Here is a 23,661-nt window from a genome sequence, read left to right on the forward strand (position 1 = left end):
GCCCCGGCTGCGTCACAAAACACCGGGGAGCACTACTGTTGACCTCATGATCCGCCGCGCTCTCGAGTCCATTCCCACCTACGTCCCCGGGTCCGCCGGGGACGGTTCCCGCCCCACGCTCAAGCTCTCGAGCAACGAGAGTGTGCGCGGCCCGCTGCCCTCGGTCGCCGCCGCGGCAGCCCACGCCGTCGCCGCCGCGAACCGCTACCCGGACATGGCCGCGACCGGTGTGCGCACCGCTCTCGCACAGTGGCTCAGCGAAACGTCCTCACTCCCGCTCAGCGTCGGGAACATCGCCGTGGGTGCCGGGTCGTCGGCGCTGATCCAGCAGGCGATCCAGGCGACCTGTGATGACGGGGACGAGGTCATCTACGCGTGGCGCAGCTTCGAGGCCTACCCGATCCTCACCCGGGTCGCCGGCGCGACGCCGGTGGAGATCCCCCTCGACCGCAACTACCGGCACGATCTGCGCGCCATGGCCGCGGCGGTGACCGACCGCACCCGGCTCATCATCGTCTGCAACCCGAACAACCCGACGGGCACCACGGTCACCCGCACCGAGCTCGCCGACTTCCTCGACATGGTGCCCGACGATGTCCAGGTGCTCCTCGACGAGGCGTACTTCGAGTACGTCCGGAACTCCTCGAGCCCCGACGGCCTGTCGCTGCTGGCGATGCACCCGAACCTGGCGGTGGCCCGCACCTTCTCGAAGGCCTACGGGCTGGCCGGGGTCCGGCTGGGATACCTGGTGGGGCGTCCGGAGTTCATCGAGGCGGTCAACAAGGTGTGCATCCCGTTCAGTGTCAACGCCGTCGCGGAGGCCATGGGCGAGGCGTGCATCGCCGCCGGCGCGGAGCTGCGGGCCCGGACCGACGAGACGGTGGACCAGCGCGGTCGGCTGCTGGACGCCCTGCCCGAGGATCTGCAGGTCCCCTCGCAGGCCAATTTCGTGTGGCTGCCGCTCGGCGCACGCGCCAGTGAGTTCGCCGACCGGCTCGCGGAGGCGGGCGTGGTGACCAGGTGTTTCGCCGGCGACGGCGTCCGCATCACCGTCACGGACGCTGCAGAGACCGAGGCCCTGCTCACCGCCCTCGAGCGGGCCCGCGTCGCCGATTTCGCCCAGGTGTAACAGGCCCGAAACCTGCGGGACGGACCATGCGGGCATGAACACCACGGACACGACCTCATTCTCCCCGCTGTTCGCCACCCGTCCCGCCGCCACCCCGGCGGTCCACGACCTGGCGGACTTCAACTCCGCCCCGGCCGAGCAGCTGACGACACTGCTGACGTTCATGACCACCTGCCGGGAGCTCGCCCGGACCGTCATCGTCGGTCGGCCGTACCGGTCGGCCGCGGACGTGTACGCCGCCGCCTCGCGCGCCCTGCACACGCTGCCGACGCCACTGGTCACGGACATCGTCAACGTCCACCGGCCGATCGACCGGGTACCGCTGATCGAGGACGCCGCCCGCCGCGGGCTCCTCAGCGAGGACCGGCTCGCCGAGCTCCGGGAGGACGCCCTGGGTTACGCCGCCGTCCAGGGGCATCTCTTCATCGCCGATCCGGTGGTGTGGGGGTCGCCGCAGGCGGTGGCGATGATCCCGCTGCCCGACGGAGCGACCGTCCCGCCGGTCGACGACATCGTCACCGGGCTGCTCGCCGACCTCGACCGCCGGACGCTGCTGCCGCCGGCCGACGCGTGGCGGCTCACCGTCTCCCACCTGGAGGAATCCAACCGGCAGAAGCTCGTCACACTGCTGGAACCGACAGACTGACAGGTGCCGGGCCACCGGGGGGCCGCAAGTCAGCGGTATGCGTGGGCGAGACTGCCGGTGGTCGGCCCGGCCGGGTCGGTGACCACGCAGCTGACGGTGCGGTCCTTCGCCGCCCAGCTCTCCTTCGAGGGGACGTAGGTGACCACGTCGAGGGACGACCCCCCGAAGCCGGTGCCGACGAAGTCGGTGAATTCATCGCCGGTGCACCAGTCGGCGGCGCGGTCCTTCGTCTGGGACCGGCCGGGGAACAGCACGTCGTCGAGGGTCTGCTGTGCGTACACCTCGCCGACGTGCTGCCCGGCACAGTCGACGGTGCTGATCTCGCTCGCCTTCGTCGGCACGGTGGCCGACGTGGCTGTGCCGGACGCCGTGCCGGACGCCGAACCGGACGCTGAGTCGGTGGCGGACGGCTCCGCCGACGTGGAGGCCGCAGCCGATGCACTGGCCGACGCGCTGGCCGACGACGAGGCCGGGGCCGACGTCGAGGTCGCCCCGGAGGTCGCTGCCGTGCTCACGGTCCCCCGGTCGTCGGTCGGCTCTGCCGCACCGTGCGCACCGTGCGCCGCCCCGTCCTCCGACCCGAGGTCGGCCAGGCAGTCACCGACCGACAGGTCGAGACCGACCTGCTGCGTCCGGGCGGAGGTGGAACCGCCGGACGAGGAGGTGGCGTCCTGCGCCTCTCCGTCACCGGAACTGCACGCGGCGAGGGCGGGGACGAGCACCGCGGCGGCCACCGCCGCGGCCCACAACCGGTGTGTCACGGACGCCACCACTGCCGGGTGGGGACGTGGCCGTACCCCTCGTCGTCGAGCTTCACGGCGAGGACCTGGTGCAGCTGGATGATGTTGTGCTCGAAGCCCCACTCGGAGCCTGCCATGTAGAGGCCGAACAGCCGGGCGGTGCCCTCGTCGACGACGGTGAGCGCCTCGTCCCAGTTCGCGGCGAGCAGCTCGCACCAGTCGTGCAGGGTGCGCTGGTAGTGCGGCCGCAGGTTCTCCTCGTGGAGGACGTCGAAGCCGGTGTCCTGCATGATCTGGATGATCCGGCCGGAGCCGGTGAGCTCACCGTCGGGGAAGATGTAGCGGTCGATGAACTGGCCGGTCTTGGTCTTCCGGTTGTGGGGGCGGGTGATGCAGTGGTTGAGCATCCGGCCGCCCGGGCGCAGCTTGCCGTAGAGGAAGCTGAAGTAGTCCTCGTAGTTCGGCACACCGATGTGCTCGAGGATGCCGATGGCGCTCACCGCGTCGAAGTCACCCTCGGTGACGTCTCGGTAGTCCATGCAGCGGACCTCGGCGAGGTCCTGGAGTCCCTCTTCCTCGATCTTCGCCTTACCCCACTCGTACTGCTCGCGGGACAGGGTCACACCGAGCGCCTTCACACCGTGGCGGGCGGCCTCGCGGACCATGCCGCCCCAGCCGCAGCCGACGTCGAGCAGCCGGTCACCGGGGTTCAGGTGCAGCTTGTCGAAGACCAGCCGGTGCTTGTTGTCCTGGGCGGCGGTCAGCGGGCCGTTGGCCTCGAGCTGCTTCTCCCAGTGCGCCGGGGTCCAGTCGCCGTCGGGGCCGGTGACGTTGTCCAGTCCCTCGTCCTCGGGGTAGTAGGCGCAGGTGTAGGCCATCGAATCGCCGAGGAAGAGCTCGTAGAAGTCGTTGCCGACGTCGTAGTGGCGGCTGACGACCTCCTTGTCGCGCTCCTTGGAGTGCCTGGACAGGCCCTCGAGCATCGCGCGCTTCCAACCGGGCAGCGTCTCCTGCTGCGGGGCCGGCTGCAGGCGGAACGCGCCGAGTGCCTTCAGGGACCGCGCGATGGTCACCAGGTCGGACGCCGAGGGCTTGCGGAACTGCCCGTAGAGCTTCTGCAGGTGGTCGAAGACGTGGTACGGGTGGCCCGGGTTCTCCCCGGAGACAATGAGCTTGCCGGTGATGTAGGCGCGGGCCAGGCCGAGGTCGCCGGGGGCGGTGACGATGTAGGCGAGGGCGTCCGGGGAGGTGACCTCCAGGCGCAGGGGGGCGTCCTCGGGTCCGGCGGTCGACCCGTCGAAGGCGGCGACGTGGAACGGCATCGGGGGTGCGATGACCTTCTCGACGATCTGTCCCACGGTGAGGGGTTCGAAACCACGGGCACTGCTGCGGCTCATCTGATCTCCTTGCTGTTCATGCTGTCCGGTTCCCCGGGCGGTGATGATGTGTTGCTAGATGCTGGTGACGGTCTTCTCGTACAGGCCGGGGAAGCGGCCGTCCGGGTCGTACACGGCCTTCAGTTTCTCAGGCAGGTCGCCGCCGTACAGGGCGGCGAAATCCTCCCGGGTGTAGAAGGCCTCCGAGTACAGCGACTTGTGGCCGCCGAGGCCGGCGACGACGCGCTCGATCTCCCGGTTGAAGGCGCCGGGGGCGGCGTCCGGCCCCATGAGGTCGGCGGGGACCGAGGACCAGAAACCGACGTTGACCCACGTTTCACCGGGGGTGAGCGGGTACAGCGGCCAGGGGCTGGACGCCGCGACGTCGGTGTCGAGGACCTCGGTGCGGCCCGCCAGCTCCGCGGCGCCGTCGGCCAGCCGGATGGGGCACAGCCACACCGGCTCGATCTCGCAGTGGGTGAAGAACCAGGTCAGGTACTCCGGCAGGTTGGCCGGGGTGACCTCGATGTCCTGGACGACACGCTCGCGCGGCGGGCGTCCGTTGTGGGCCTCGATGCGGTCGGCGAGATCGTACTTCCGGTCCCAGCCGATGATCTTCCAGTAGAAACTGGAGCGCATGAGGTCGCGGGGCCACATGGTGCGGATCGTGGGGTTCTGGGCACCGAAGGCGCGGTTGCACCAGAACCAGTCGATGTCCCAACGCCAGATGTAGTCACGGACCGTGAGCCGGTCGTGGCTGATGCCCGACGGGTGCTGGAGGGAGCGGTAGTAGATCCGACCGTGGGTGTAGTCGCTGACGGGGCCGGGCTCGTCGGTCTGCCGACCGAGGGTGAGGTAGCCCTCGTCGAGGCTGAAGACCACGCCGTCGAGGTAGTCGACCTGTTCGCCGTCGTACTCCTTCGACTCGCTGATCTGCGCGAGGGCGTCCGTCAGCGACTGCACGTCATTGAAACGCACGTGCCGCAGCGCGACATAGGGCGGGACCTTCTCGCAGGTGATCTTCAGTCGGACGGTGTAACCCAGCGACCCGTAGGAGTTGGGGAAGCCGCGGAACAGGTCGGCGTTCTGCGTCGGCGAGCAGGTGAGGATCTCACCGGTGCCGGTGAGCACGTCCATCTCCAGGACGGCCTCGTGCGGCAGCCCGTTGCGGAAACTGGTGGATTCCACGCCCATGCCGGTGACGGCGCCGCCGAGGGTGATGGTCTTCAGCTGGGGGACGACGGTGGGGACCAGGCCGAAGGGCAGGAGCGTGTCCACGAGGTCCTCGTAGGTGCACATGCCCTGCACGTCGGCGGTCTGCTCGACCGGGTCGACCTCGATGACCCCGGCGAGGCCGGAGACGTCCAGGCCGACCATGTCGCCGGAGCGGCCGCGGAAGAGGTTGGAGGTCTTCTTCGCCAGCCGGACGCGCTGTCCGGCGGGGACCGCCGCGAAACTGTCGAGCAGCCGCTGGACCGCCTGACCGTGTTCGTACCAGCCGACCGGGGGAAGATCCCGCTGGTCCAGGCCGTTGCCGATGCGGATACGGTCAGTGATCGCGCCGATGACGCCGGCCGCCTTCTGTCCCAGACTCATGGAAGGCCAGTCTAATACCTGCGCACATGCAGTGTCGGCGACCGGGGCGGTGTTCCGGGCCGGGCCGGGATCTACCCTGGTGGCCATGGTTGACCTCCCTTTCGCCGCCGGTCGTGGCGACCTGCTGGCCGCGCTGCGTTCCCGGGGTGCGGCGGTGGTCCAGGCCCCGCCCGGCACCGGTAAGACCACCCTGGCCCCGCAGTACGTCCTGGAGTTCCTGCGGGACGCCGCCCCGGGTGCCGGTGCACCCGGCCGCGTCGTGGTGACGCAGCCCCGGCGGGTCGCGGCCCGCTCGGCCGCCGCCCGGATCGCCGACCTGCGGGGGACCCGGCTGGGTGACGAGGTCGGGTACACGGTCCGCGGCGACCGGAAGGCCGGCCCGGACACGGTGATCGAGATGGTGACCCCGGGTGTGCTGCTGCGTCGGCTGCTCGCCGACCCGGACCTGCCCGGCGTCGGCGCGGTGGTCATCGACGAGGTCCACGAACGCCACCTCGAGTCCGACCTGGTCTTCGGCATGCTCACCCAGCTCCGGGAGCTGCGCGACGACCTGGTGCTCGTCGCCATGTCCGCCACCCTGGACGCCGCCCGCTTCGCCGACCTGCTCGGCGGTGACGGTACCGGCGGCGGCGACCCGGTGCCGCTGGTGGACGTCCCCTCCCCCATCCACCCGCTCGACATCCGGTGGGCCACCGCCGCGGAATCCATGGTCAACCGGGACCGGCGCCACCGCAGCGCGGTCGAGGACCTGGTCACCGCCACGGTCCGCCGCGCGCTACGGGAGACGGCGTCCGGCGACATCCTCGCGTTCGTGCCCACCATCCGCGGCACCGAGACCGTCGCCGCCGCCCTCGGCCGCGACGGTGTGACGGCCCACGCCCTCCACGGCCGGCTCAGTCCTGCGGACCAGTCCCGCATCGTCGCCGGTCACGGTGAGGACAGCCCAGGTGCCCGGCGCGTCATCGTCGCCACCGACGTCGCCGAATCCTCCCTGACGGTGCCCGGGGTGCGGGTCGTCGTCGATTCCTGCCTGGCCCGCATCTCCCGGCGCGACACCTCCCGCGGCATGTCGGTGCTGGTCACCGAGACCGCGTCCCAGGCGTCCATGACCCAGCGGGCGGGGCGTGCGGGCCGCGAGGGGCCGGGCACCGTGTACCGCTGCCTCACCGCCGAGCAGTACGCCAAGGCCCCGGCAGCCGCCCCGCCGGCGGTGCTGACCAGCGATCTCACCGGCGCCATGCTGGACGCCGCCTGCTGGGGCTCGCCCCGGGCGGCCGACCTGCCGTTGCCCGACCCGTTCCCCGTCGCCGCCGCCGACGACGCGGAGGCCACCCTGCGGGCCCTCGGGGCGGTGGACGCCGACGGTCACGCCACCGACCACGGCCGGCGGCTCGCCCGCATCCCCGCCGATCCGCGGCTCGCCCACGGCGGGCTCGTCGCCTCACAGCGGGTGGACGCCACCACCGTCGCCGCGGTCCTGGCGGTCCTCGACGGCGGGGTGGGCCGCGCGGAGGACCTGCCCCGCAATCTGCCCTCGGCGAAGGATCCGGTGGTGCGGCGGTTCCGCCGGCTGCTCGACGGCACCCGGCGGCCCGACCTCACCGGTGCGGACGCGGTGGCCTACACCGTGGCCTGTTCCTTCCCCGGCCTCGTCGCCCACCGGGTCGGGTCCGGCGACCGCTGGCTCACGGCGTCCGGTACCGGGGCGGTGTGGCGCGGTGGCGCCGGCAGTACCGACTGGATCGCCGTCGCGGACATCGCGGGGGCGGGCACCCGCTCGACCGACGGCACCGGGGCGGTCATCCGCGCGGCGGTGCCGGTTCCGGAGGATCTCGCGTTCGAGGCGGCGTCCGGACTGCGGCGCGACGGGGTGACCTGCACCTGGACCCCCGGTGGACCGGTCGGGAAGCTCCGGGCCCGGCACATCCGCGGGCTCGGCGCGATTGAGCTGTCAACCACCCCGGTCGCGGTGAAGGACCTGCCGGCCGCGGCCCGGGAACAGGCGGTGCGGACCGGGCTGGCGGAGCACGGGCTGGGCGCCCTGGACTGGTCGAGGAACGCCACCGACCTGCGGCGGCGGATCCAGTACCTGCATGACCAGGGGGTGTCGGGCTACCCCGATGTCGCGGACGCCTCCCACGCCGGCCGACTGCTGGAGTTCGTGGTGCCTGAGCTGGCCGCGGGGCGGCGTCCCGATCTGGCGGGACTGCTGCGCGGCCTCATCCCGTGGGACCGGCACCTGGATGCGGACGCTCCGACGTCGCTGGATCTGCCGGCCGGCCGCACGGTGCGGCTGCGGTATCCGGAGGTGGACACCCACGGTCCGGTGGTCGTGGCGACGAAGCTGCAGGACTGTTTCGGGCTGGCGGCCTCCCCGGAGGTCGCGGGGCGGCGGATCCAGTTCCAGCTGCTCTCCCCGGCGCAGCGTCCGCTGGCGGTCACCGACGACCTGGCGAGTTTCTGGGCCGGGCCGTACCGGCAGGTGCGTTCGGAGATGCGGGGGCGGTACCCGAAGCACCCGTGGCCGGAGAATCCGTAGGCTGCCCCTCTCCGTCCACAGCCCCCGGGTTGTCCACAGGCTCCTGCGCTTTCGCAGAGACACCGACGAAAACTCTGCACAGGACCGGCTACGATCGTGGCCACTCCACCGCGCCCGGCGGAGATGATGACGGGGGAAGCCATGTTCTCGGAATACGCCTTTACCTGCCCTTTGAAACAAGGTAGCTTGTGATGCTGTGGGAACACATCAGAATTGCAGATCCCGCACACCGGCATGGAATCCGCGACGAAGACATCCTGCACGCTGTACGGAATGCCTGGTCGTACACCATCGGAACACACGACATGCGAATCGCCGTCGGCCCCGGAGCAGACGGAACGCCTCTCGAAATAGGTTTCGTACGGGCCGAGGGCGAATCGGTTATCCTGCACGCGATGCAGGCACGGAAAAAGTTCCTGTGAAGGAAGGCACACTCATGCCACGCACCATCGGCGAAATCCTCGCCCATGCCGAAGCGCTCGCGGACCGGTTCGAGTCCGGTGACACCGGAGGCCCCCGCCTGTCCCCTGCCGAGTACGCCCTGTACGAAGCTGCCCGGGACCGCGCCGAGGCAGAGTCCCGCCTCGCAGAGGCTGTCGCATCAGCCCGGGATCAGGGACTGTCCTGGGAAAAGGTCGGCGCACTCGTCGGAACCAGTGGCGAAGCCGCCCGCCAGCGGTACAGTGCCTGACCGGTTCCCCGGAAGGCGAGCCGCCGGTCAGCGTTTCGGCGTGACGACCCGGACGATCCCCAGCAGGATGATCGCGCCCAGCAGGCAGGTGAGGAAGCTGAACCACCAGCCGTGGCCGACCGTGTCCACCCCGAACAGGGCGAGAATCCACCCGCCGATCAGCCCGCCGATCACGCCGACCACGACGTTGAGCACGATCCCCGTCCGGTCATTCGTCTTCATGATGACCGAGGCGAGCCAGCCGGCGAGTCCGCCGAAGATGATCCAGCCGAGGAAGCTGAGCGGCGGGGCGGAGCCGAGGGCCATGAGTGTTGTGTCCATGAACCATTCATATCCCAAACCGGGCCGGTCGCGGGCGAACTCCGGTCAGAGCGCGGCAGCGGATCAGGAGCGGATCAGAGGTCGAGCTGCTCTGTCAGCCACCCCTGCAGCACTTTCGCGTGCGTGTGGTCGGTGTCCTTGCCCGCGAACAGGAGCACGGCGTCCCGGTCGGCGAGGGTGCTGCGCAATGTCGCGAGGATCCCGTCGAGTTCCCCGGCGGTGTGCCGCTCGTCGAGTTCGGCCCGGTAGGCGTCCCCGAACTGCTCCCAGTTCAGCGCGCCGGAGTGGAACTCCTTGCGCAGGTCGGCCGAGGGGGTGAGTTCCTTCGGCCAGCCGGTGAGCGGCAGGCTCTCCTTCTTCACCCCGCGCGGCCACAGTCGGTCGACGAGGAAGGTTGCGGCGCCGTCGGGGACGCCCGTGGCGTCCTCCCCCTTGCGCGCGTCGTAGGCACGGTCGATGAGAAGCTGTCCCATGCCACGAGGCTACGCCGGGCGCGCCGACGGCAACAGGACGCCGCTCAGTAGCCGTCGGTGACGGCCAGGCCGTGCAGTTCGGCGGAGACCTGTTCCGCCAGTACGCGGTCGTCCCACAGTGCCCGTACCACCGCCTCGGCGTTCCCGGCGGGCAGCGACGGTACGTCGAAGAAGGACCGCAGGTGGGTGAGGACGGCCCGCTGGTTGCGGGCGAACGGCAGTTCCGGGATGAGTCCCCAGGCACTGCGGTAGATGTCGTACCCCTCGAGGACCTCACCGGTGGACAGGGTGACCGGGTCGGCGACATGTTCCCGGACGTAGTTCGGTTCCTCGGTGTCGTCGACGACGGCGAGCTGGTCGGCGTCGAGGAAGCTGACCCACATCGAGTTCTCCTCGCCGACCCGGCGGACCGGGGCGGCGGCGATGTAGCCGCGCGGGCTGATGTGGGCGGTGAAGGCGGTGGCGGTGTCCGGGACCGAGGCCCGGAGGAACGGCACCGTCTGGGAGACCCCGTGGTCGCGCAGCTTGACCTGCATCACCCCCGGGGAGGCGTTGGATCCGACGGCGACGACGGGAACCCGGTCACCGTCCAGCCCGACCTGGGCGAGTCCCACGTCGCCGGGGAACCACCCCTCGGCGGTGAGGGTCCCCGGCCGGGCGGGCCAGCGTCCCGGGTAGAGCCACGGGGTGACCGTGAGGTCGACCCCCATGCACCGGGGTTGGGGAGGGTCAGCGGGATCCGCGCCCGCTGTCTTCTCTGTCTGCTCTGTCTTCTCTGTGGTCCATGTAGTCACAGGCATGATGTCCCCGACCGTACCCCGGATGCCGCGGACAGTGCAGAAACTGCCGCAACCGCAGATACCGCCGGAACGGTCAGGCGCCCCCGTACCGGGAGAGCAGCCGCGTGGCGTCCGCGGCCATCCGCTGCACCGTCTCCGCCGCCGGTTCGCGGCGCAGCACCATGCCCACCGCCTGCCCGGCGTGGAGTTTCAGGTCATCGGCGTAGGGGCCGCCGGGTGCCCGGGCCGCGACCAGTTCCCCGTCGGTGACGTCCCGGTCACCGGCGTAGCGGTCGACGAAACCGTTGCGGACCGTGCGGGTCGGCCAGGTGCCGGTGTCCCACGCCACCTGTTCCGCCCGGTCGTAGATCCCGGTGAGGGCGGTGTCCCGGCCGCGGGCCGCCACCGCGGCGTCCTTGAGCTCCCCGGAACCGAGGGACTCGGAGGAGGCCAGCAGGGCGGTGCCGATCCAGGCGGCGTCCGCACCGGCGGCGAGGACGGCGGCGAGCCCCCGCCCCGTCGCGATCCCGCCGGCGACGGCGACCGGCACCCCGGGCGCCTGGACCGCCACATAGTCGAGGACCTGCTGCATCAACGGCATCGTCCCGACCCGGCCGGTGTGCCCCCCGGCGTCCGTGCCCTGGACGCAGAGCACGTCGACGTCCGCGGCCAGCGCCTCCCGGACCTGCGGCATGGTGTTCACCGGCGCGACCACGCTGATGCCCGCCCGGTGCGCCTCCGGCACCCACGGGGCCGGATCACCGAAAGCCAGTGACAGCACCGTCGGATCCGCCGCGACCGCCGCCTCGAACTGTTCCGGGTGCTCCGCCAGATTCCAGACCATCAGGCCGATCCCGAAGTTCCCGCCGGCCCCCGCGGCCCCCGCGGTCCCGGCGGTTTCCGCGTTCTCCCGGATCCATTCCGGTGAGGTCGCCGCCCCCACCCCGATCATCCCGAGCCCGCCCGCGGCACTGACGGCGGCGGCCAGCTCCCCACCGGCACGTCCCGCCATGGGGGCGCCGATGACCGGCAGATCACATCCCCACATCCGGGTCAGTCGCGTGCTGAGTACCGACATGGACGATCATCTCCTTTCCCGTCCGGCAGCGAGTCTACCGGTGTGCACGCGGGTAGTCTGGCAACCATGGACATGACCCTGAAGAACGCCAATGACGTCGATACCGCCGCCCTCTCCGCCCTCGGACTGGTCGGCGGTTGGCTGACCGCCCGGGAGACCGGCATCCGCCCGCTCGGTACCGTCCCGATGGTCGCCGCCCTGGGCTGGGCGAACCGCTCCTGGGTGGCCAAGGGGGGCGCACCGCTGGCCGTCGGTCTGACCGCGGGCTTCCTCGGCGCGTTCGGCCTCTCCCACCCGCTGGCGAAGAAGATCGGCGCCTGGCCGTCGGTCATCACCGTCACGACCGGCATGGCCGCCGCCGCGCACTTCCTCTCCGACGTGAAGAAGCCGAAGAAGTAGCGGCTGCTCCGGTGACGCCGGCTGCGCCGCCTACTCCGTCACCGTCGCGAACCAGGCACCCACGACATTCTCGGCCATCGCCCGCAGCTCGTCGTGGTGCGGCTCCACCTCTCCGGTGAACACCACCGGTTCGGCGGCGAGCGTCCAGCCGTAGCCGCCGGTGATGGCGGTCATGGCCTTCACGGCCCCGGTCGTGTCGTACCCGCCGCGGATCCAGTAGCTGAACAGTTTCGCCGCGCCGAGCACGCCGTCGTACCCCGTCGGCGTCCCCGACCCGCCGTCAGCGGGCACCGTCCCCTCCGCCGGAGGCTGGAGCTGCATGAACGTCGAATCGAAGTAGTGCTTGAGGGCACCGGAGATATATCCGAAGTTCGCGGTGGTCCCGAGAATCACCGCGGCGGCGTCCCGTAGTTCGGCGACGTCGGGTTCCAGCGCGTTGCGTTCCCGGACCTCGAGGCGCAGCGCCTCGGGCAGTTCCGTGTTCACCTCCTCGGCGGCGTCCCGGGCGGCGGCGAGGACCTGTGCCGCGATCCCCCGGAGTTTGTCGGTCGGACTGTGGTGGACGATGAGCAGGTAGGACATGCCCCCATCCTTGCGCGGAATCGCGTGCCGCGCACCCGTCCGCACGGTAGCTGCACGGTAGCTGCACCCGGGCAGCGTCCGGACTGCGCCGTCCCGCCGATCCACGTACCGTGAACACATGAGCGCTTTCACCACCGTGGCACTGCGCCACGTCGCCTTCGAGGACGCCGGCCTCTGGGACGATGTCCTCCACCCCACCTACGTCGACGTCGGCGCGGGATTCCCGCCCGCCGGACCCGAACTCCTCGACGCCGATCTCCTGCTCGTCCTCGGCGGGCCGGTCAACGCCACCGACCCACGCTTCCCCTGCCTCGCCGACGAGGTCGACCTGATCCGGTCCCGGCTGGCCACCGGACGCCCCGTGCTGGGCGTGTGCCTCGGCGCCCAGCTGCTGGCCCTCGCCCTCGACGGCGAGGTACTGCCCGGCACCGGTCCGATGCAGGTCGGCTGGTCGCCGGTGGAGCTGACCCCGGCGGGGGCGGAGAGTCCGCTGCGGTCACTGGCGGGTCACCCCGTGCTGCACTGGCACGGGGACTCGATCTCCCTGCCGGTCGGTGAGAAGGCCGCCGCCGACGGGGTGGAACGGCTGGCCTCCGACGACTACTCCACCGTCCAGGCCTTCCGCAGCCGGTACGCCCTCGGACTGCAGTTCCACGCGGAGGTCGACCCCGCCCGGATCGAACAGTGGTTCCTCGGCCATGTCGGCGAACTGGACGCCCTGGGATACGGCCCGGAGGACCTGGACCGGTTCCGCGAGGAGACCGTGCGCTACGGGTCAGAGCTGTCCGGCCTGTCGCAGGACCTCGTGCTCGACTGGCTGCGGGAGCTCGGCGAGATTGGTTAACGTGGGGAACATGACCGCTTTCCAGCTGCCCCGCACCACCGGCCCGCTCATCCTCCCCTTCAACGGGAAGGTGCCGCGGGTCCACGAATCGGCCTACGTCGCCCCCAACGCCGTGCTCATCGGTGACGTCGAGATCGGACCGGACTCCTCCGTCTTCTACGGGGTGGTGGTCCGCGCCGATGTCGGGAAGATCCGTATCGGGGCACGCACCAACATCCAGGACAATTCGGTGGTCCACACCGAGTCGGACAGCCCCGCCATCCTCGGCGACGATGTCACCGTCGGTCACCAGGCACTGGTCCACGCCTGCACCGTCGGTGACGGGACACTCATCGGGATGCAGTCCGCCCTGCTCAGCCGGTCGGTCATCGGTGCGGGCAGCATCGTCGGCGGTGGGGCGGTCGTCCTGGAGGGCCAGGAGATCCCGGCCGGGGTGCTGGCCGCCGGACTGCCGGCGAAGGTCCGGCGGGAACTGTCCGAGGAGGAGCAGGCCGGGCTGATCACCCACGCCGCCGGCTACGTCGACCTGGCGACTCAGCAGGTCGCCGCGGCGGACGCCCTCTCGCTCGACGAGGTGCGGTTCAACTGACCGTGGCGGCCACCAGCGCCGGCAGTCCCACCGCGGCGGTGGTCCGCAGTGACCAGGTGGTCAGCGGGGTGAGATCGGTCGCCGCGGGACTGATCTCCACGACCGGGACACCGCGCCGCGCGGCCAGCACCGGAAGCCCTGCCGCCGGGTAGACCACCCCGCTGGTGCCGACGATGACGACCAGGTCGCAGCCGAGCATCGAGGCCTCCGCCTCGCTGAAGTCCTTCTCCGGCAGAGCCTCCCCGAACCACACCACGCCGGGACGCACCGGGCCACCGCACCACGCGCACGCCGGCGGGGTCAGCCGTTCGACCGGCTCCGTCGGCAGCTCCGGCTCCGGGGCGGGGCGGTCGCACACCGAGCAGCGGAACGCCAGCAGACTGCCGTGCAGGTGGGAGACGTCCGTGGAGCCGGCGCGTTCATGCAGGTCGTCGATGTTCTGGGTGGTGACGTGGAGGTGGCCGTCCAGGGCGCGCTGCCAGCGGGCCACGGCGAGATGACCCGCGTTGGGGGCGGCGGACCGGGCCTTGTGCGCCCGCCACAGGTACCAGGCCCACATCGGGTCGGGGTCGCGGCGCCAGGAGTCGAGGGACGCCATCGCCTGCGCGTCGACGTGGGTCCAGAGACCGGTCGTGGCGTCCCGGAACGTGTCGAGGCCCGAGTCGGCGCTCATGCCGGCGCCGGTGAACACTTCGACGCGGGACGCCGCGGATAGGGCGTCCTGCAGGTCATCGGGGATGTGGGGAGACACGACCCCGAGCCTAACTACTTCGGCGGGTCGGCGGGCAGGACGTGCTCGCCCGAGGCGTCCAGCGTGAGGGCGAGGGAAGAGACGTACCGGGTCTCCCCGTCGGGGCCGGGCACCGCGGAGGCGACCATGTCCGGGCGCTCGCAAGACTCGCCGGTGATCGCGCAGGTCAGACGGTCATCGACCGGGTTGCCGTCCGCGTCGAACATCGGCATCCCGATACCGTCACTGCTGCGGCGCAGGTACCAGCGGCCCTTCGTCACCAGCGCGGCCAGCGGGGTGACGACCACGGCGATGACCGCGGCGAACAGCGGGGAGAATGCGGCGATGCCGTCGCCGAAGGCTCCGAAGAACATCGCCACCGAGATGCCGCCGGACAGCACCACCGAGGAGATACCGACCGGGTTCCAGTCGTAGAGCATGCCGCGGCGGAACTCCGGCACCTTCGGCGACAGGCCCAGCAGGTACTTGTTGATGACGATGTCGGCGGCGACGGTGAAGATCCAGGCGATCGCGAGGTTCGAGTAGAAGCTCAGCACGAAGCTCAGGACGCTGAACATGTTGAACTCCATCAGCGCCAGGGAGATGCCGACGTTGAAGAGCACGAACCAGACCCGGCCCGGGTACTTCTTGAACGAGCGGGAGTAGATGTTCGTCCAGGCCAGTGAGCCGCAGTAGGCGTTGGTGGTGTTGATCTTGATCTGGGAGATGACCACCAGGACCACCGCCAGGGTGGTGGCGAGCCAGCCGGGCATCATCTGCCGGTACTCGGACATGAACTGGTTCACCGGCTCGACGGCGATGTCGGTGCCCTGGCCGAGCACGGAGATCATGTAGACGGCCAGGAAGATGCCGATGATCTGCTTCGTCGCACCGAGCACGACCCAGCCCGGACCACCGCAGATGACCGCGGCCCACCAGCTCCGTCGGTTCGCCGCGGTCTTCGGGGGCATGAAGCGCAGGTAGTCGATGTTCTCGGCGATCTGGGCGGTGAGCGACAGGCACACTCCGGCGGCGAGCATCATCGCGGCGAAGGAGACGGACTTGTCGTCCTCACCGGTGTAGTCGAGGAACGTACCGACCGAGGACGGCTCCTGGATGATGAGCACGATCAGGGGCACGAACATCATCACCAGCCACAGCGGGTTGGTCCAGGAGTGCAGTTTCGACAGGAGCTTCATGCCGTAGATGACCAGCGGGATGATCATCAGGGAGCTGATCGCGTAGCCGGCCCACAACGGCACGTTCAGACCCACCTTCAGGCCCTGGGCCATGATCGCCCCCTCGGTGGCGAAGAGGATGAAGGTGAAGGACACGAAGATGAGGTTGGTGATGATCGAGCCCTTGTACCCGAAGCCGGAGCCGCGGGTGATGAGGTCGAGGTCGACGTTGTAGCGGGCGGCATAGTAGGCCAGCGGGAAGCTGGAGACGAAGATCAGCACCGCGGCGATGAGGACGCCGCCGATGGCGTTGACGGTGCCGTGCTCGACACCGATGGTCGCGCCGATGGAGAAGTCGGCGAGGTAGGCGATACCGCCGAGGGCGCTGGCCGCGACGGCGGCGGGGCCCCACTTGCGGTAGTGCCGTGGGGCGAAACGCAGCGAGAAATCCTCGGTGCCGACGGGTGCGGCACCGTCGACGGCCGAGGCGGGCGGGGTGCCGGGTCCGGTGCCGGACGCCGTGCCGGCCGGTGCGGTCTGCTGGAGCGTGTCCACTGGAGGTGTCATGTCCGGCAACGCTATGGAGGCCGTGTTTCCTGCGGTTGACCGCGGATGTTTCGCTTCTGTGAGTTAGTGCTGTTCACCCGGCGTCCCAGGTTACGGGCGTGTGAGTTGGCGTGGGACTGTGCAGGTCGGCGGCAGCTCGTCGGCGACGGACCACGCCTGACCGGACGATGCCGACTCCGCTGATCCGGAAAGTCGATCATGAATCCGGGCGAACCGAGGTTCAGTGCGATTCCTGCTCGACTTCACGGACAGCTCCGCGAGACCCGTCGGGCAACCCGGGCGGCGTCCTGCAGGTCGGCGTCCGGCCGCTGTGCATCGAGGAGCCGGCGTCGGCGCTCCCCTCGTGACCGCCTGCCCTTGTCGGCACCCCCGACCGATCGATCGGCAGTTTCCAGGGGTAATATTCACAACGCTTTACATAATGTTCTAATACTCTTTGTCGTATCCCGAAAGGTCGCTCATGCGCTTCTCCCGTAAAACCATCACTGTCCTCGCAGTCCCCGTGTGCGCCCTTGCCCTCAGCCTCACCGGCTGTTCGTCTGATGACGGCGACAGCTCCACAGACACCACCGCACAGTCGACAACCAGCCGGGCACCCTCGTCCGATAGCGCCGGGGCCGGCACCTCGGCATCCGCCGCCCCCACCGGAACTTCTACCGGAGCTTCCGCCGGAGCAACAGACGACGCCACCGACGAGGCCGGATCCGCCGGCAGTCAGACCTTCGAGAAGTCGAAGCTCGAGGACTTCCTCTCCAACGATGTCCAGCAGAAGTCCGGCGTCCAACCTGACCAGCTCGCCTGCAAGGGTGACCTCGCCGTCGAGGAGAACGCCACCCAGGAGTGCGCGGTCAAGACCGAGGCGGGCTGGCAGAAGCTGAACGTCACTCTGATCGAGACCGACACCGACGATCCGAAGATCAGCTGGCAGACCGAGGCGGACATCATCCCCGAACCCGACTGGGTGGGCGACGTCGCCTGATCAGGGACGGCCGGTGCCACGGCAGGCAGCGGATGGCTGCAGCCTGCCACATCCGACTGCGGCTGACTGCAGCAGGCTGCGGTGCGACTCCCGGCTGCACGTGGTGTGGGCATGGCTGTGCGCCGCGGATCACGTATCCCCCCTCAAAGGGGACACCGCGACCGCGGTAACACACCGCACCCACCGGACCACCAACCCCGGACCGCCCGCCCGGGGCTCTCACCCGGGGTTCTCACCCGGTCAACCGCGGCGGCCGGTCCCCCACCGGCGGTGAATCCCCGCCGACCAACCCCACCAACATCCGCGACCCACGCCGCAGCATCTGCCCCGGCACCGTCCAACTGTCCGGATGCACCGTGATCACCGGCACCCGCGCCGGATCCACCCCCTCCGGAGGAATCCACAGCACCCGCTCCGGCGACCCCACCGGCGGCGGCACCGTCTGCCACCGCGCCGGATCCGACCGCGAATCATCAACCCCGGCATGCGCCACCGGACCCACCAACGTCAGATTCGGCAGATCCGTGCCACCACCGGCCAACCACGACGTGATGTGGTGGATCTGACAGAACGCCGGCGGCACCGCCGCACCCGGGGCCAACCCCATCCCCTCCTCACCCACCAGAGCCAGATACTGGTCCACCGACCCCACCCGACGCGACCGGCCCAGATACAACGACCGACCGTGGAAATCCATGACCTGCAGGAAAAAATCCCGCGCATCACAGGTCTCCACCAGATTCTCCACCGTCATCCGCACCCCCGCATCGGTGACCACCGACCCCGACCGTGCCGCCAACTGCTCCAACGTCACCGCCGCGACAATCGTCGTCGTCCCCCGCCCCGGCACCAGCTCACAGCCCCGCCCGTAGCCGGCGGTCACCGCAGCCAACAGTGCATCATGCCGCCGCTGCCCCGGCGACCGCGTATCACCGACAGACTCATCAGAGTCATCAGAGTCGTCAGTGCCGGTGGTGCCGGTGAGGCTGCCCGGGGTCGCATGGTCGGCCATCAGCCGCTGCAGCACCGCCGCCAGCTCCGGGGTCAACGCCCCACGGATCGGCGTCATCCCATCCTCGCCCTGCCGGCCCAGGGTCACCTGACGCAACCGCGCCCGGTCGTCGTCGGTGTAGGGTTCGTCGACTCCGGCGATGCCCAGCAGGAACGGGCGCAGTCCCGCCACCGCATCCGGGCCGGCGGTGCGCACCAGTTCCACGACCGGTGCGTCGGCGGCCACCGCGACCCGGTCCTGCACCGCCGACGGCAGGGCACTGATCTGCCGGTCGAGCCGGGCGACCGGTTCGGCGTCCAGGACCCCGGCGTGTACCGCGGCGGTCAACGCCGGCAGGTGCGCGTCACACACCAGTGCAGGATTGGTCGTGTCCGTGGTACTCAGCCGGGCGGCGGCACCGACCCGGGTCCTGGCCTCCCGGTGGGTCAGTCCGAACCGGTCGACGAGCCAGCGGGGTGCCCGCGGCCCGCACGGCATGACCAGGTCGGCCTGGAATCCGGTGACCACCGCCGCGTCGACCGCGGAGAGTTTCCGCCGGGCCTGCTCGATCCGGCGGTAGAGCTGTTCCCGCTCATCTGTACCAATACGCTGCCAGGTGTGCTCGCCCTGGGCAAGGATCGTGTCGACCGCGGCGCCGAGGGCGTCAACCGCGGCGGTCAGGTCGGCGACACTTCCCACCTGCAGTCCGGTGACACCTGTCGTGCCTGTGGTGCCGGTATCGGTTGTGGTGGTCACGGTGTCCTCCCCTGTGTGCCCTGCCCCTGACGGTTTTTCATGTCTGTGTTCGATGGTACGTGCGTTCGATTGCGAATGCAAGGCTTTTTCCGACTTTATTTTTGCCGGTAATACCTCACGCCCCCTGCACCCCCACAGTCACATCCGCCGCAGGTCCACCGCCGGCCGCCCCAGCACCGCCTCCCGCGCGTGACCGTGCACCGCATCGACGACCGACCGCACCGCCACCGGATCCTCCCCCGCCACCCGGACGGTGATCCCGGCGTCCCCGACCATCGTGGAGGCCGCGGCGGTCAGCTCCGTCGGCTCCACCCCGGCGCACAGCCCCACCAGCAGTCCCCTCACAGACTCCAGCAGCTCACGCACCCTCGCCCCAGCCCATTCCGCCGGCGGAACAATGAGCACCGTGCCCCACACCGGCCACCGGGACAGCAGCATCTCCGAACGCCCCTGCCCCGCTCCGACCACGCACAGCGTGTCCGACAGCAGCGGACGCCCCGCCCGCTCCACCCGGACACACTGACCGAACGCGTCGTAGCGGTCCCGCTCCCCGCGCGCCAGCCGGCCGGTCAGCACGACCTCCGCCGCCAGCAGCGTCGCCGAGTCCGCCAGCGAAACATCCGTGACCTGCAGCAGTCGCGATCCGGCGAACAGGATCGACTGCCCGGGCAGGTACTCGCACACCGCCTTCTCCCCCACCCCGATGCTGACCCACTGCGTGGCCAGCCCCGCGTTCATCCGGTGCACCGGCGTCGCCGCCTGCGTCGTCAGCGTCGCCCGCGCCCCCGCACCCAGCCGCACGTTCTGCCGCACCCGGTCGTTCTGTGCCAGACCGCCCCCGGTTGTCCGCACATAGACGAACGCCTCACCGGGGTCTCCGGGGTCGATGTAGAGCGGCCTGGTGAGCTGCACCGGCGCCTTGACGAACCGGCCGGTCACCCCGGTCGTCCCGTCAGCGTCCACGCCCAGGGACAGATCCAGGACGCCGACCTTGCCGGGGCGTCCGACCGGAAGCACCCCGTCGCCGGACGCCGTGACCTCGTCGCACAGTCCACGCATCTCCCACGGCACCGGTGGGGTGCAGGCGTCGACATCGGTGCGCCGGTCAGTGCACCGGTCAGTGCGCCGGTCAGCGCTCCGGTCGGTGCGCGGCTCCGGGATCACGCGCGGAAGCCCTCCAGCTGCTCCTGCAGTTCCGCCACACCGTCACCGGTCAGGCAGTCGGTGAGGACGACCGGTCGACCGGAGCGCACCGCGACGGCGTCCTCATGCATGATGCCGAGGTCACAGCGCACGTACTGCGCGATGTCGGTCTTGTTGATCACCAGGATGTCGGACTCGGTGATGCCCGGGCCGCGCTTCTTCGGCATCTTCTGTCCCTCGGCCGTGTCCAGCACGAAGACGAAGACGTCGACCAGCGCCGGGGAGAAGGTGAGGGTGAGGTTGTCGCCGCCGGACTCGAAGAACAGCGTGTCGATCTCCGGGTGCTCGTCGAGGAGATCCGCGGCGGTCATGAGGTTCATCGTCGGATCGTCGCGCACCGCGGTGTGCGGGCAGGAGCCGGTCTCCACGCCGATGACGACGTCGGGGCTGATCACGCCGTCGAGTTCGCGGCGGACATGGTGGGCGTCCTCCTGGGTGTAGATGTCGTTGGTGATCACGCCGACGTGGCGTCCGGCACCGACGAACAACGGGACGAGCGCCTCGATGAGGGCGGTCTTGCCGGACCCGACGGGGCCGCCGATGCCGATGCGCAGCGGGGATCCGGTGCCGGTCACGGGATCGGGGGCGGCGGGAGTCGTGGAGGTCATGGTGGTCCTTTCTAACTCATGAACAGGCGGGCGGGGGCCGTCTCGTGGGCGGCGGAGGCGAGGTCGGAGCCGGGGCTGGCGCGGCCGAGCAGGCGCCACTCGCCGGACGCCCTCAGGTCCCGGGCGACACCCGCACACTCGTCGGCGAGCTCGGCGATGACCGGGTGCGCGGCGGTGATCATCACCTGTGCGTCGATGTGGTCGCACCGACGGAGCCGCAGCGCCGCCCCCGCCCAGCCGGCCGCCAGCCCGGTGAGTTCGGTGGCCACAGCCCCGGCGGGCGTCAGATTGTGGGAGGAATGGATCAGCCCGGCGACGACCGCCTGGTTGCCGGGCGTCTCCTTCGCCGCGACCGCCGCCTCATACGAGAGCAGCGGCTCGGGCTGCACTGTCCCCAGCCGGGTCTCGACCTCGGTCGTGACCTGCAGCATCTGGCGTCCGACGCGGGTGGAGGCCCGGCGCAGTTCATGGGTCACCTTCGTCGCCGAGAGCTCGTGGTCGAGGGTGACGAGCATGTCCCGGTCGTCGTACCCCGCGCCGGCGGCCGCCGCGGTCGCCACGCCGTCCCCCGGCGCGGCAGTGTAGCGCAGGTGGTCCAGCAGCAGGGTGGTGACATCGTCGGCGCGTCCGGCCTGCACCAGGCCTTCGAGACCGTGGGACAGGGTGTAGCGCCCGGACGGGTACGCGGAATCCGCGTAGGTCATGGCCTGCAGGAACGGGAGTATCGGGGGCAGTGGAGACATCAGGTCACTCAGAACAGGAAGAAGGTCTGCGCCAGGGGCAGGCGTTCCGCCGGGTCGATGGTCGCGATCTCGCCGTCGACCCGCACCTCGTAGGTGTCCGGGTCAACGGTGATGTCGGCGGTGCGGTCGTTGCGGACCATGTCCTTCTTGCCGATGCCGCGCGTGTTCCGCACCGGCAGGACCGTGGACGCCAGCCCCAGCTGTTCCGGGACGCCCGCGTCGATCCCGGCCTGGCTCATGAACGTCACCCGCGTACCGGTCAGGGCCGTGCCGTAGTTGGCGAACTGGTCGCGGTACAGCACCGGCTGCGGGGTGGCCAGGGAGGCGTTCGGATCACCCATCTGCGCGTAGGCGATGCGTCCCTGCCGCAGCACCAGCCGGGGCTTGGCGGCGAACGTCTCCACCGGCCACAGCACCAGGTCGGCCAGCTTGCCCGGCTCGACGGTGCCGACGTGGTCGGCGATGCCCTGGGCGATGGCCGGGTTCACGGTCATCTTCGCCACGTACCGCAGGACGCGCTCGTTGTCGTCGCCGTGGCCGGCGTCCTCCGCCAGCTCGCCGAGCTCGGCCCGGCAGTGGTGCGCGGTCTGGAACGCGCGCTGCCAGGATTCACCCACCCGGCCCATCGCCTGCGAATCGGAGCTGAAGATGCTGATCAGGCCCAGATCGTGCAGTACGGTCTCCGCCGCGATGGTCTCGGCGCGGACCCGCGAGTCGGCGAAGGCGACGTCCTCGGGGATGTCGTGGGACAGGTGGTGGCAGACCATCACCATGTCCAGCAGTTCCTCCACCGAGTTCACCGTGTACGGCAGCGTCGGGTTCGTGGAGGCCGGCAGTACGTTCGGCATACCCGCCACGCGCAGAATGTCGGGGGCGTGGCCGCCGCCGGCGCCCTCGGAGTGGAAGGTGTGGACGGTCCGGCCGCCGAAGGCGCGGGCGGTGGACTCGAAGAACCCGCCCTCGTTCAGGGTGTCGGTGTGGATCGCCAGCTGCACGTCGAATTCGTCGCAGACGTCCATCGCGGTGCGGATGTTCGCCGGGGTGGCGCCCCAGTCCTCGTGGATCTTCAGGCCCGCCGCCCCGGCGACGATCTGCTCGGCCAACGCCGCCGGCAGGGCGCCGGAGCCCTTGCCCAGGAAGCCGGTGTTCACCGGCATGCCTTCGGCGGCGCGCAGCATGAACTGCACCCCGTCCGGCCCCGGGGTGCAGGTCGTGCCCAGGGTGCCCTCGGCCGTGCCCGTACCGCCGCCGAAGAAGGTGGTGATGCCGCCGGCGAGACCGTGTTCGGCCTGCTGCGGGGAGATGTAGTGGATGTGGGAGTCCACCCCGCCGGCGGTGAGGATGCGGTGTTCCCCGGCGATGACCTCGGTGCCGGGGCCGATGACCAGCTCCGGGTCCACCCCGTCCTGGGTGTTCGGGTTGCCGGCCTTGCCGATCTTCACGATCCGGCCGCCGCGGATGCCCACGTCGCCCTTCACCACCCCGGCCACGGCGTCCAGCACGATCACACCGGTGATCACCGTGTCCAGGGCGCGCGCACCGGGGCCGGACGCCGTCGCGGCCGGGTCCTGGGCCATGCCGTCGCGCACGGCTTTGCCGCCGCCGTAGACGGACTCGTCGCCGTAGGCGGTCGCAAGGAAGTCCGTGGTGATCCGGACGGTCAGGTCCGTGTCCGCCAGGCGGAGGGTGTCCCCGGTGGTCGGACCGTAGATCTCCTGGTACCGGGACCGGTCGATCGTGCTCATCGGTTCTGCTCCTCACCGGTCGAGGTCGTGAACGGGTCATTGCTGTGCAGGAACCCGGGAAGCGCCGCGAAGGCGGCGTCCCGCACGGCCGGGTCGTCGAGGGCGCCCTCGGTGAGTCCGGCGAAACCGTGGAGGACGCGGCGCCCGCCGAAGTCCACCAGGTCGATCTCGCGGGTGTCACCGGGTTCGAACCGCACCGCCAGGCCGGAGGGGATGTCCAGGTGCATTCCCCAGGACGCCGCCCGGTCGAAGGAGAGGGCCGGGTTGACCTCGAAGAAGTGGTAGTGTGACCCGACCTGGACCGCGCGGTCCCCGGTGTTCGACACCCGCAACGTCGCGGTGCGGCGGCCGGGGTTGAGTTCGATGACGTCCATCGCGT

General features: G+C 70.3%; 24 protein-coding genes. 8 read left to right on the forward strand and 16 right to left on the reverse strand.

Annotated elements, in window-relative coordinates; translation table 11 throughout:
* Nucleotides 1–46: 46 nt before the first annotated feature.
* Both FSW06_RS08110 and FSW06_RS08115 read left to right on the forward strand, forming a co-directional pair.
* The gene (locus FSW06_RS08110; RefSeq protein ID WP_010121181.1) at nt 47–1,129 is read left to right on the forward strand and encodes a histidinol-phosphate transaminase; all 1,083 of its coding nucleotides are present in this window, start codon (nt 47–49) and stop codon (nt 1,127–1,129) included.
* A gap of 34 nt (nt 1,130–1,163) precedes the next feature.
* Nucleotides 1,164–1,775 (forward strand): hypothetical protein, encoded by a 612-nt coding sequence (locus FSW06_RS08115; protein WP_010121182.1) that lies wholly within the window; start codon nt 1,164–1,166, stop codon nt 1,773–1,775.
* Between the two features lie 29 nt (nt 1,776–1,804).
* Here the strand turns inward: FSW06_RS08115 and FSW06_RS14515 are convergent, their stop codons facing one another.
* Genes FSW06_RS14515 through FSW06_RS08130 form a run of 3 tightly spaced genes read right to left on the reverse strand, consistent with a single transcriptional unit; the run spans nt 1,805 to nt 5,487 of the window.
* A complete protein-coding gene (locus tag FSW06_RS14515; protein WP_238525978.1) occupies nt 1,805–2,536 on the reverse strand; it encodes a septum formation family protein in 732 nt (243 codons plus the stop codon).
* Nucleotides 2,533–3,912 (reverse strand): SAM-dependent methyltransferase, encoded by a 1,380-nt coding sequence (locus FSW06_RS08125; protein ID WP_010121184.1) that lies wholly within the window; start codon nt 3,910–3,912, stop codon nt 2,533–2,535. Before FSW06_RS08125 ends, FSW06_RS14515 begins: the two co-directional genes overlap by 4 nt.
* 54 nt (nt 3,913–3,966) lie before the next feature.
* Nucleotides 3,967–5,487, reverse strand: coding sequence for an FAD-binding oxidoreductase (locus tag FSW06_RS08130; RefSeq protein WP_010121185.1), 1,521 nt, complete (start codon nt 5,485–5,487; stop codon nt 3,967–3,969).
* An 85-nt stretch (nt 5,488–5,572) separates the two neighbouring features.
* Here FSW06_RS08130 and FSW06_RS08135 point away from each other — a divergent pair, with 85 nt between their 5' ends.
* Complete coding sequence (locus tag FSW06_RS08135; RefSeq protein WP_040430386.1) at nt 5,573–8,026, forward strand: ATP-dependent RNA helicase; 2,454 nt, start codon at nt 5,573–5,575, stop codon at nt 8,024–8,026.
* Nucleotides 8,027–8,462: 436 nt separating this feature from the next.
* The gene (locus tag FSW06_RS08140; protein WP_029449734.1) at nt 8,463–8,717 is read left to right on the forward strand and encodes a hypothetical protein; all 255 of its coding nucleotides are present in this window, start codon (nt 8,463–8,465) and stop codon (nt 8,715–8,717) included.
* 27 nt (nt 8,718–8,744) lie between these two features.
* Here the strand turns inward: FSW06_RS08140 and FSW06_RS08145 are convergent, their stop codons facing one another.
* The 4 genes from FSW06_RS08145 to FSW06_RS08160 form a co-directional block, all read right to left on the reverse strand.
* Nucleotides 8,745–9,038 carry a GlsB/YeaQ/YmgE family stress response membrane protein gene (locus FSW06_RS08145; protein WP_010121190.1) on the reverse strand — a complete coding sequence of 98 codons (294 nt, stop codon included), beginning with the start codon at nt 9,036–9,038 and terminating at the stop codon, nt 8,745–8,747.
* 74 nt (nt 9,039–9,112) lie between these two features.
* A complete protein-coding gene (locus tag FSW06_RS08150; RefSeq protein WP_010121191.1) occupies nt 9,113–9,511 on the reverse strand; it encodes a DUF488 domain-containing protein in 399 nt (132 codons plus the stop codon).
* Nucleotides 9,512–9,555: 44 nt separating this feature from the next.
* Complete coding sequence (locus FSW06_RS08155; RefSeq protein WP_010121192.1) at nt 9,556–10,221, reverse strand: hypothetical protein; 666 nt, start codon at nt 10,219–10,221, stop codon at nt 9,556–9,558.
* A gap of 163 nt (nt 10,222–10,384) precedes the next feature.
* Nucleotides 10,385–11,368, reverse strand: coding sequence for an NAD(P)H-dependent flavin oxidoreductase (locus tag FSW06_RS08160; protein WP_010121194.1), 984 nt, complete (start codon nt 11,366–11,368; stop codon nt 10,385–10,387).
* 66 nt (nt 11,369–11,434) lie between these two features.
* Here FSW06_RS08160 and FSW06_RS08165 point away from each other — a divergent pair, with 66 nt between their 5' ends.
* The gene (locus FSW06_RS08165; RefSeq protein WP_010121195.1) at nt 11,435–11,767 is read left to right on the forward strand and encodes a hypothetical protein; all 333 of its coding nucleotides are present in this window, start codon (nt 11,435–11,437) and stop codon (nt 11,765–11,767) included.
* Nucleotides 11,768–11,797: 30 nt separating this feature from the next.
* Here the strand turns inward: FSW06_RS08165 and FSW06_RS08170 are convergent, their stop codons facing one another.
* Complete coding sequence (locus FSW06_RS08170) at nt 11,798–12,349, reverse strand: flavodoxin family protein (RefSeq protein ID WP_010121196.1); 552 nt, start codon at nt 12,347–12,349, stop codon at nt 11,798–11,800.
* A 118-nt stretch (nt 12,350–12,467) separates the two neighbouring features.
* On the opposite strand from FSW06_RS08170, the gene FSW06_RS08175 reads away from it, so the two are divergent.
* Nucleotides 12,468–13,193 carry a glutamine amidotransferase-related protein gene (locus FSW06_RS08175; protein ID WP_010121197.1) on the forward strand — a complete coding sequence of 242 codons (726 nt, stop codon included), beginning with the start codon at nt 12,468–12,470 and terminating at the stop codon, nt 13,191–13,193.
* A 10-nt stretch (nt 13,194–13,203) separates the two neighbouring features.
* The gene (locus FSW06_RS08180; protein WP_010121198.1) at nt 13,204–13,782 is read left to right on the forward strand and encodes a gamma carbonic anhydrase family protein; all 579 of its coding nucleotides are present in this window, start codon (nt 13,204–13,206) and stop codon (nt 13,780–13,782) included.
* Here FSW06_RS08180 and FSW06_RS08185 read toward each other — a convergent pair.
* Complete coding sequence (locus FSW06_RS08185; RefSeq protein WP_010121199.1) at nt 13,775–14,533, reverse strand: NAD-dependent deacylase; 759 nt, start codon at nt 14,531–14,533, stop codon at nt 13,775–13,777. The genes FSW06_RS08180 and FSW06_RS08185 overlap by 8 nt on opposite strands.
* 14 nt (nt 14,534–14,547) lie before the next feature.
* Complete coding sequence (locus FSW06_RS08190) at nt 14,548–16,257, reverse strand: purine-cytosine permease family protein (protein WP_040430389.1); 1,710 nt, start codon at nt 16,255–16,257, stop codon at nt 14,548–14,550.
* A 460-nt stretch (nt 16,258–16,717) separates the two neighbouring features.
* On the opposite strand from FSW06_RS08190, the gene FSW06_RS08195 reads away from it, so the two are divergent.
* Nucleotides 16,718–17,236: a DUF4333 domain-containing protein gene (locus tag FSW06_RS08195; RefSeq protein WP_010121204.1), complete on the forward strand. Its 519-nt coding sequence runs from the start codon at nt 16,718–16,720 to the stop codon at nt 17,234–17,236.
* A 232-nt stretch (nt 17,237–17,468) separates the two neighbouring features.
* Here FSW06_RS08195 and FSW06_RS08200 read toward each other — a convergent pair whose 3' ends face one another.
* The 6 genes from FSW06_RS08200 to FSW06_RS08225 form a co-directional block, all read right to left on the reverse strand.
* Entirely contained in the window at nt 17,469–18,983 is a 1,515-nt protein-coding gene (locus tag FSW06_RS08200) for an HNH endonuclease signature motif containing protein (protein ID WP_010121205.1), read from the reverse strand.
* A 138-nt stretch (nt 18,984–19,121) separates the two neighbouring features.
* A complete protein-coding gene (locus FSW06_RS08205; RefSeq protein WP_010121206.1) occupies nt 19,122–20,147 on the reverse strand; it encodes an urease accessory protein UreD in 1,026 nt (341 codons plus the stop codon).
* Entirely contained in the window at nt 20,144–20,794 is a 651-nt protein-coding gene (gene ureG, locus FSW06_RS08210) for an urease accessory protein UreG (protein ID WP_010121207.1), read from the reverse strand. Before ureG ends, FSW06_RS08205 begins: the two co-directional genes overlap by 4 nt.
* Before the next feature lie 11 nt (nt 20,795–20,805).
* Nucleotides 20,806–21,498, reverse strand: coding sequence for an urease accessory protein UreF (locus FSW06_RS08215; RefSeq protein ID WP_010121208.1), 693 nt, complete (start codon nt 21,496–21,498; stop codon nt 20,806–20,808).
* Nucleotides 21,499–21,545: 47 nt separating this feature from the next.
* Nucleotides 21,546–23,282: an urease subunit alpha gene (gene ureC, locus FSW06_RS08220; protein WP_010121210.1), complete on the reverse strand. Its 1,737-nt coding sequence runs from the start codon at nt 23,280–23,282 to the stop codon at nt 21,546–21,548.
* A complete protein-coding gene (locus tag FSW06_RS08225) occupies nt 23,279–23,656 on the reverse strand; it encodes an urease subunit beta (protein ID WP_010121211.1) in 378 nt (125 codons plus the stop codon). Before FSW06_RS08225 ends, ureC begins: the two co-directional genes overlap by 4 nt.
* Nucleotides 23,657–23,661 lie beyond the last annotated feature (5 nt).

Source organism: Corynebacterium nuruki S6-4 (assembly GCF_007970465.1).
Lineage (GTDB): Bacteria > Actinomycetota > Actinomycetes > Mycobacteriales > Mycobacteriaceae > Corynebacterium > Corynebacterium nuruki.